The organism is Streptomyces sp. NPDC033131, from assembly GCF_055578365.1.
Genome location: NZ_JBVIPA010000096.1, coordinates 1 through 8,418 on the forward strand (window position 1 = coordinate 1; position 8,418 = coordinate 8,418).

Consider the following 8,418-nt stretch of genomic DNA (forward strand, 5'->3'; position numbering starts at 1 on the left):
GGACCCCCATCGAGGCCGCTCCGGCGCCTTGCGATGCACGGCACCAGACCACGCGACCTGATCGGACGCTCATAGTGAAAGGACCCCTTAGCCGGTCCTGGCCGGTGCTAGCCGGTCCCAGCCGTCCTAGCCGGTGGACCAGCGCCCGGAGTCGGGCCTCGGGTATCCCGAGGCCCGACTCCGGATGCCTCATACCTGTGTACGGAGAAAGGGCCCGGGGTGGCCGGGCCGCAACGCGCTGGACACCGCCGAGAGCGTGCGCAGGTGACAGAAGGGGAGCCGCGTAGCCGCCCCCGAGGACAGGGCCCACAGGGCGCGGCCGGCGCCCGCCTGGATGCCTCCACGCCCGCGACCGCGACCGCGACCACGCCCTCGACCGCTACCGCTACCTCGACCTCGACCTCGACCTCGCCGAGAGTTTCCCACTGCCTGATGCGCCGGAACGAGCGGTGAGTTCGGCCGAGGTGGGTGCCAGGGACCCTCGTGGAACCAGCCGCCGGGTGCGCAGCCGCGGGACGCGGTCGTGCGCGGGCTCGGTGCCACGGGTGCCGTGTGCGCTTCGTCGAGGGAGCGAGGTCGCCGACGGCTGGGGCACGGCGAGGGGGGAGGCGCGGAACCAGTACGGGTCCGGTCGGACGACGCAGTGTCACTCCACTGAGGTGCGTGCCGATGGATCGGCCCGGCGTCGGCCTGTCCCCTGTTGTGGTGGAGCAAGCGGCCAATGGCCCGGCAAGGTCGCGGATGTTCCTCCGGTGGTGCCCATGAACAACGCCCACATTCGATACTTCGGACACAGTTCGAAGTATCGTTGCTGAAGATAGGGTCGCTCCGCAGGTGCGTCAACCCCTTTTGGCCGGGGCCTTTGCCGCGGAGGGCCGGTTCCGCCGGTGCCGGTGATCGCTGCGAGCCCGGCCGTACCGGCACGTTATTTAACCGTGACGACTTCCCGCTGCAATCCTCTTGACCGCCAGGAATTGTTAGCGCTCACAATGACCTCCACGCTCAACAGTCGGCGAAGCGACCCACCGTGGAGGTGCGACCACATGACCACAAGGCCCCGGCTCGCCTCCCCGGCAGGAAGCGACGGACCGCACGGACGGTTGCCGGCCCGTCGGGCGGCACGGCTGCCACAGGGGCCGCCGTGAACCCGTCCACGCGACAACATCCGCACGCACGGCAGGTCTTATCAGCAGACGACAGCCAAGGAGGTACGGCCGTGGCTCAACCGCAGCTTCGGCCGCCCACCATGGCCGACGTCGCACGACAGGCGGGCGTGTCCCACCAGACCGTGTCGCGGGTGCTGGCCGACCACCCCAACGTCCGGGACCAGACCAGGGCCAAGGTGCTGCGCGCCATCGAGGAGATGGGCTACCGGCGCAACTCCTCCGCGCGAGCCCTGGCCACCCGCCGCACCCGCACCCTGGGTGTGGTCGCCTCCGACACCACCCTCTACGGACCGGCCAGCACCCTGTTCGCGCTCGAGGAGGCGGCACGGGCCGAGGGGTACCTCGTCTCCACGGTCAGCGTGCGCAAGCTGACCGTCGACACCCTCTCCGAAGCCCTGGACCACCTCGGCGACGGCGGGGTGGAGGGAGTCGTCGCCATCGCCCCCCAGCGATCGGCGGTCGAGGCCCTGGCCGGACTGCGTCATCCGTTCCCGGTGGTGACCGTGGGGAGCGGGGCCGAACTGGGCATCCCCTGCGTCACCGTGGACCAACACCTGGGCGCACGGCTGGCCACCGGGCACCTCCTGGCGGCCGGTCACCGCACGGTCTGGCATCTCGCCGGGCCCGACGACTGGCAGGAGGCCGCCGACCGGGCGGCCGGCTGGCGGGCGACCCTCGAAGCGGGCGGGATCGAGCCGCCGTTGACGCTGCGCGGAGACTGGAGTCCGCTGTCGGGATACCGGGCCGGCCAGGAACTGGCGGGCTGGGTGGGACGGGGGCTGACCGCGGTCTTCGTCGCCAACGACCAGATGGCGCTGGGGGTCTTGCGGGCCCTGCGGGAAGCGGGTGTGCGCACTCCCGAGGATGTCGCCGTGGTCGGCTTCGACGACATACCTGAGTCGGAGTTCTTCGCGCCCCCGCTCACCACGGTCCGGCAGGACTTCTCGGCCGTGGGCAAGCACAGCATCGCCCTGCTCCTGGACCTCATCGAGGGCCGGGCACACCCCGGGGCGTCCCGGATCGCCGTCGAGCCCCAACTCGTCGTACGCGCCAGCACCTTCCCTCACACCCCTCAACACACCACCCGGAGCATCACCCCTGTACCGGAGGGTGCTCCCACCTGAACCGGCACCGACCGTTTCCACCTCTTGGTGCGGTCGATATCCCGAACGATGATCGACAGGCTGGACGCAGTGTGGCCGGTCCCATCGAGTACGAGCGGTCCGTCCGGACCAGCACTTCAAAGGAGAAGCACATGCTCAACAGAAGGAACTTCCTCACTGCGGCGGTCGGCGTGGCGGCTGCGGGCGGCCTCGCCGCGTGCGCCAAGGAGGACGACTCCTCCGGCTCCACCTCCGCCGGTGGCAGCAAGACGATCACCCTCGGCTTCTCCCAGGTCGGCTCGGAGAGCGGCTGGCGCAGCGCCAACACCGACTCGGTGAAGGCGGCCGCCAAGGAGGCGGGTTACAACCTCAAGTTCTCCGACGCGCAGCAGAAGCAGGAGAACCAGATCTCCGCGATCCGCAGCTACATCACCCAGGGCGTGGACGTCATAGCCTTCTCGCCGGTGGTCGTCACCGGCTGGGACGCGGTGCTGAAGGAAGCCAAGGCCAAGAAGATCCCCGTGGTCCTCACCGACCGCTCCGTCGAGACCTCCGACGAGTCCCTGTACGTCACGCTCGTCGGCTCGGACTTCACGGACGAGGGCCGGCGCGCGGCCAAGATCCTGGAGAAGGTCCTCGAGAAGGCCGGCCACAAGGGCGCCGTCAAGATCGCACAGCTGGAGGGCACCACCGGTGCCGCCCCCGCGATCGAGCGCGCCAAGGGCTTCAAGGAGGTCATGGACGCCGACCACGCAGACGACTGGAAGATCGTCGTCAGCCAGACCGGTGACTTCACCCGCGCCGGCGGCAAGCAGGTCATGGCGGCCTTCCTGCAGTCCAACCCGGACATCGACGTGCTGTTCGCGCACAACGACGACATGGGCATCGGCGCCATCCAGGCCATCGAGGCGGCCGGCAAGAAGCCCGGCAAGGACATCCTCATCGTCACGGTCGACGGCGTGAAGGACGGCTTCGTCGCCATGTCCGAGGGCAAGATCAACGCCATCGTCGAGTGCAACCCGCTGCTCGGCCCGCAGCTGATGGAGGTCGTCCAGAAGGTCAAGGACGGCGAGACGGTCGAGCGCTGGATCAAGACCAAGGAGAGCGACTTCATGCAGGACCAGGCCAAGGCCGCGCTCCCCACTCGCAAGTACTGACCGACCGCACCCACCGGCAGGGAGCCCTCCGCCGACCGAATCCCTCGGTCCAGGGGGCTCCCTGCGGGCCTGAACGAAATCCATGAGGAGCGCTGCCATGGCAGAGCCGCTGCCCGTCCTGGAGATGACGGGCATAGTCAAAGAGTTTCCGGGGGTACGGGCTCTGTCGGGTGTCGACTTCCGGCTCTTCCCCGGCGAGATCCACGCCCTGATGGGCGAGAACGGGGCCGGGAAGTCCACCCTCATCAAGGTGCTGACCGGCGTCTACTCGCTGGACGGCGGCACGGTCACCCTCGACGGCCGGTCCGTGCGGATCGACAGCCCGCTGCAGGCGCAGCAGGCCGGCATCAGCACGGTCTACCAGGAGGTGAACCTCTGCCCCAACCTGTCCGTGGCGGAGAACATCTTCATCGGACGTGAACCCACCCGCTTCGGCCGCATCCAGTGGAAGCGCATGCGCCAGGAGGCGGCGGAGCTCGTCGACCGGCTCGGCCTCGACATCGACGTGACCGCGCCCCTGTCCTCGTACCCGCTGGCCGTACAGCAACTGGTCGCGATCGTACGGTCGGTGGGCACCGGCGACAGCGACGGCGCGGGCGCCGGCACCAAGGTGCTGGTCCTCGACGAGCCGACGTCCAGCCTCGACCGCGACGAGGTCCTCGAACTGTTCCGCCTGATGCGGCAGCTCAGGGACGAAGGCGTCGCGATCCTGTTCGTCTCGCACTTCCTCGACCAGATCTACGAGATCTGCGACCGGATGACCGTCCTGCGCAACGGCACCCTCGTCGGCGAGCACATGGTCGGCGACCTCGACCAGGTCGGCCTCGTCCAGCTGATGATCGGCAAGGCCCTGGACCAGCTGGAGGAGCTCCACGACCACCAGCTGCGCGCCGACGTCGGCGAACCGCTGGTCCACGCCGACGGCCTCGGCAGGACCGGCGCCATCGCCCCCTTCGACCTGGAGATCAAGAAGGGCGAGGTCGTCGGACTGGCCGGCCTGCTCGGCTCCGGGCGTACCGAACTCGCGCGGCTGCTCTTCGGCGCCGACCAGCCGGACAGCGGCAAGGTCACCATCGGCGGCAAGCCGGTCTCGATGAGCGCCCCGAACGACGCGATCGGCGCGGGCGTCGCGTTCTGCTCGGAGAACCGCAAGGCCGAGGGCCTGGTGCCGGACCTGACGGTGCGGGAGAACATCATCCTCGCCCTGCAGGCCTCGCGCGGCTGGACCCGGCCCATCCCGGCCGCCCAGCGCGACGAACTCGTCGCCAAGTACATCAAGGCGCTGGACATCCGCCCCGCCAACCCCGAGGCCCGCGTCGGCCAGCTCAGCGGCGGCAACCAGCAGAAGGTGCTGCTCGCCCGCTGGCTCATCACCCAGCCGAAGCTGCTGATCCTGGACGAGCCGACGCGCGGCATCGACGTCGGCGCCAAGGCGGAGATCCAGAAACTCGTGGTCTCGCTCTCCGAGGAAGGCATGTCCGTGCTGTACATCGCGGCCGAGCTGGAGGAGGTGCTCCGGCTCAGCCACACCATCGGCGTGCTGCGCGACCGCAAGCTGGTCGCACAGATCGCCAACGGGCCCGAGATCACCCCCACCCGGATCCTGGAGACCATCGCGAGCGGAGAACACCAGTGACCACCACACCCCGATGGCGAGCGCTGACGCAGCATCACCTGTTCTGGCCGGTCGCCGTGCTGGTCGTCCTGCTGCTCATCAACGTTCCCTTCACCCCCGACTTCTTCGCGATCAAGATGACGGACGGCCACCTCTACGGCAGCCTCGTCTCGATCGTGCTGTTCGGATCGCCCCTCATCCTGGTGGCGGTCGGCATGACCCTGGTCATCGCCACCGGCGGCATCGACCTCTCGGTCGGCGCCGTGGTCGCGATCACCGGGGCACTGACCTGTTCGTACATCAGCGACCAGGCCGACCAGAGCGCCCTGTCCGGGGTGCTGCTCGCGATGGGCCTGGGCCTGCTGGCCGCGGTCGTCTGCGGCCTCTGGAACGGCTTCCTGGTCGCCCGGATGGGCATCCAGCCGATCATCGCCACGCTGATCATCATGGTCGCCGGACGCGGTGTCGCCCAGCTGATCACCGACGGCCAGATCATCACGATCAACAGCGAGCCGTACAAGCTCATCGGCGGCGGCTACTGGCTGACCCTGCCCTTCTCCATCTTCGTGGTGGCCGCGGTCGTCGCCATCACCGTCGCCCTGACCCGGCGCACGGCCCTCGGCCTGCTCGTCGAGTCGGTCGGCGGCAACGCCGAGGCCAGCCGCCTGGTCGGCATCAGGTCCCTGCGCATCAAGATCATGGTGTACGTGTTCTGCGCGCTGTGCGCGGGCATCGCCGGCCTGATGATCAGCTCCAACACCTCGGCCGCCGACGGCAACAACGCCGGCCTGTGGATCGAGCTGGACGCCATCCTCGCCGTCGTGATCGGCGGCACCTCGCTGCTGGGCGGCCGGTTCTCCATCGGCGGCACGGTCATCGGCGCCCTCGTCATCCAGACCCTGACCACCACGATCTACACCATCGGCGTGCCCACCCAGACCAACCTGGTCTTCAAGGCCGTCGTCGTCATCGTCGTCTGCCTGCTGCAGTCCCCGAAGTTCCGCGCCAAGGTCTTCGGCGCGAAGGGCCTCAAGGGGCGCCGGTCCGCGGCTCCGACGGACACCGCCGCGACGCCCGAGGCCGCTCCCACCATGGAGGTGTCGCGATGAGCGCGACCACCAAGACCCCCGCGGCGCCGGCGCCGGAAAGCCGTACGGCGTCCAAGGCCGCGCGTCTGCTCGGCGACCGGCGCCTGCCCGTCCTGGTGACGGCCGCGCTCTTCCTGGCGATGTACGTCGGCGGACTGAGCCGCTACGCCAACTACGGCTTCGGCGAACCGCAGGTCTTCCTGAACCTGTTCATCGACAACGGCTACCTGCTGGTCGCCGCCGTCGGAGCCACCTTCGTCATCCTGTCCGGCGGGATCGACCTGTCCGTGGGCTCGGTGATCGGCTTCACCACCATGTTCACGGCCTGGCTGGTGGAACGTCAGGGCCTGCCGATCCTGCTGGTGATACCCATGGCCCTGGCCGTGGGCGCGCTCGGCGGTTTCGTCATGGGCTACGTGATCCACAACTTCGAGATCCAGCCCTTCATCGTCACCCTCGCCGGACTCTTCCTCTTCCGGGGCCTGTGCCTGGTCATCAGCAAGGAGTCGATCTCCATCGGCGACTCCTCGGTGAGCAGCATGGCCCAGGCACAGGTGTCACTGGGCGGGGCCTTCCTGTCGATCGGCGCCATCATCGCGCTGGTCGTGCTGGCCGTGGCGTTCTACGTGCTGCACTACACGCGCTTCGGACGCCGGGTGTACGCCATCGGCGGCAACGAGCAGTCGGCACTGCTGATGGGCCTTCCGCAGGGCGGCACGAAGATCGCCGTGTACACCGTGAGCGGCTTCTGCTCGGCTCTGGCCGGCCTGCTGTTCACCCTGTACATCCAGTCCGGTGACCCGCTGCACGCCACCGGCATGGAGCTCGACGCGATCGCCGCGGTCGTCATCGGCGGCACGCTGCTGACGGGCGGCTCCGGCTATGTGCTGGGCACCCTGTTCGGTGTCCTGGTGCTGGGCCTGATCAAGAGCATCATCCAGTTCGAGGGCACGCTCAGCTCCTGGTGGACGAAGATCGCCACGGGTGTGCTGCTGTGCGCCTTCATCCTCATCCAGCGCGCCATGACGGCCCGGAAGAAAACCTGACCGCTCCGGACGCTCCCGGCCACCTGCGCACCCGGCCGCTCGCCCCGCCTCCACACCCGTGGAGGCGGGGCGAGCGGCCGGCGCATGTGGTGCGGTGCGGCGGGAGCGCCCGGCCGGATCAGCCGCCCAGCGCGTCCAGGTCCACGATGTCGCCGCCGGGTCGCTGCGCCGGGACCGGCTCGTCGAAGTCGGTGAAGGTGAGCGAGCCCGCATCCATGCCGGACGTGCTGTCCACCCGCAGCAGATACGGTCCGCCCTCGGTGGCGACGTACAGCGTGTAACGGTCCTTGCCGTCCTTCTCCCGCAGGACGATCGCGGGCGCGCCGTCGACGGTGGTGGTCTTGCCGCGGGTCGCGTCCGAGCGGCCGTCCTCGGCGTCGCCGAGGACCGTGGCCAGGTCGCAGAAGCTCGCGATGTCCTTGGCGTCCTGGCCCTTCGCGGACATCTTGGTCCACTTGCCGGCCAGCAGCTCGACGGCCGCGTCGGTGTCCGCCTGGGACTCGCCCTCGCTCTGGGCGCGCAGGAACGCCTCGTCGTACTTCATGTAGACGGTGTCGCCGGTTTTTATCAACTCGGCCTCGCCCTGGCCGCCGACGCTCATCGTGCCGGCGCACTCGCCCTTCTTGTCCAGGGCCATGTCGATCCGGAGCGTGCCGCCGCTCTCCTCGTCGGGGATGTCGCCCTTCATGCGCAGCGACGAGGCACCCGTGGTCGCCTCCATCGCCCGCTCGGCGATCTCACCGCCGCTCAGTCCGGCGAAGGGGTCCTTCGGCGTGGCCGACGACGGCCGTGCCGTTCACGTTGTTGTTGGCGACGATCGAGTCCATCGAGTGCTCGGCGTCCTTGGCCCGCTCCCAGTAGCACAGGCCGTCGCTGTTGCCGGTGGTGCGGTAGGTGCCGGGCTTGAGGTCCGTACCGACCTCGAAGTCGCCGTCCCCCGAGAACGCGATCTTCTTCTCCACGACCTTCGTCGTCCCCGCGTCCTTGCTCTTCTTCCCGCCGGGCTTGCTCTGCGCGGAGGCCGAAGAGCCCTTGCCGCTCTTGCTGCTCTTGCCGGATCCGCCGTCTCCGGCGTTCGCCGACACGGCGCCGATCACGACGACTCCGACGACGGCGCCCAGCGCGATCTTGCCCTTCATCGTGATTCGTTCGTGGATACCCCGGCCTTCAGCCGGGGAGGAAACGAAGCTCCTGCGGAGCAGGGCAGGGAAAGGCGAATCGCCTCCAGGGCGATTCGGCGTCT

General features: G+C 69.0%; 6 protein-coding genes and 1 pseudogene. 5 read left to right on the plus strand and 2 right to left on the minus strand.

The features are described 5' to 3' along the window. The first annotated feature begins 1,216 nt into the window (after positions 1–1,216). From ACZ5XS_RS45440 to yjfF, 5 genes are all read left to right on the plus strand, one after another. Positions 1,217–2,290 (plus strand): LacI family DNA-binding transcriptional regulator, encoded by a 1,074-nt coding sequence (locus ACZ5XS_RS45440; protein WP_468661589.1) that lies wholly within the window; start codon positions 1,217–1,219, stop codon positions 2,288–2,290. Between the two features lie 131 nt (positions 2,291–2,421). Further along, positions 2,422–3,426, plus strand: a complete 1,005-nt coding sequence (locus ACZ5XS_RS45445) for an ABC transporter substrate-binding protein (RefSeq protein WP_468661590.1) — start codon at positions 2,422–2,424, stop codon at positions 3,424–3,426. Positions 3,427–3,523: 97 nt separating this feature from the next. Further along, positions 3,524–5,062 (plus strand): sugar ABC transporter ATP-binding protein, encoded by a 1,539-nt coding sequence (locus ACZ5XS_RS45450; RefSeq protein ID WP_468661591.1) that lies wholly within the window; start codon positions 3,524–3,526, stop codon positions 5,060–5,062. Further along, positions 5,059–6,150 (plus strand): ABC transporter permease, encoded by a 1,092-nt coding sequence (locus tag ACZ5XS_RS45455; protein ID WP_468661592.1) that lies wholly within the window; start codon positions 5,059–5,061, stop codon positions 6,148–6,150. The genes ACZ5XS_RS45450 and ACZ5XS_RS45455 overlap by 4 nt, the downstream gene beginning before the upstream one ends. Further along, positions 6,147–7,175, plus strand: a complete 1,029-nt coding sequence (gene yjfF, locus ACZ5XS_RS45460; protein WP_468661593.1) for a galactofuranose ABC transporter, permease protein YjfF — start codon at positions 6,147–6,149, stop codon at positions 7,173–7,175. Before ACZ5XS_RS45455 ends, yjfF begins: the two co-directional genes overlap by 4 nt. A gap of 118 nt (positions 7,176–7,293) precedes the next feature. Here yjfF and ACZ5XS_RS45465 read toward each other — a convergent pair. Together ACZ5XS_RS45465 and ACZ5XS_RS45470 are read right to left on the minus strand one after the other, a co-directional pair. Continuing rightward, positions 7,294–7,947 (minus strand): annotated as a pseudogene (locus tag ACZ5XS_RS45465) (hypothetical protein); the annotation flags it as partial. Continuing rightward, entirely contained in the window at positions 7,913–8,314 is a 402-nt protein-coding gene (locus ACZ5XS_RS45470) for a hypothetical protein (RefSeq protein WP_468661594.1), read from the minus strand. The pseudogene ACZ5XS_RS45465 and the gene ACZ5XS_RS45470, both read right to left, overlap by 35 nt. Positions 8,315–8,418: the final 104 nt, after the last annotated feature.

Bases quoted from the DNA above. Each gene is read 5' to 3' on its own strand.
- ACZ5XS_RS45445 (WP_468661590.1), top strand. From the start codon at position 2,422: ATGCTCAACAGAAGGAACTTCCTCACTGCGGCGGTCGGCGTGGCGGCT.
- ACZ5XS_RS45450 (WP_468661591.1), top strand. From the start codon at position 3,524: ATGGCAGAGCCGCTGCCCGTCCTGGAGATGACGGGCATAGTCAAAGAG.
- yjfF (WP_468661593.1), top strand. From the start codon at position 6,147: ATGAGCGCGACCACCAAGACCCCCGCGGCGCCGGCGCCGGAAAGCCGT.
- ACZ5XS_RS45470 (WP_468661594.1), bottom strand. From the start codon at position 8,314: ATGAAGGGCAAGATCGCGCTGGGCGCCGTCGTCGGAGTCGTCGTGATC.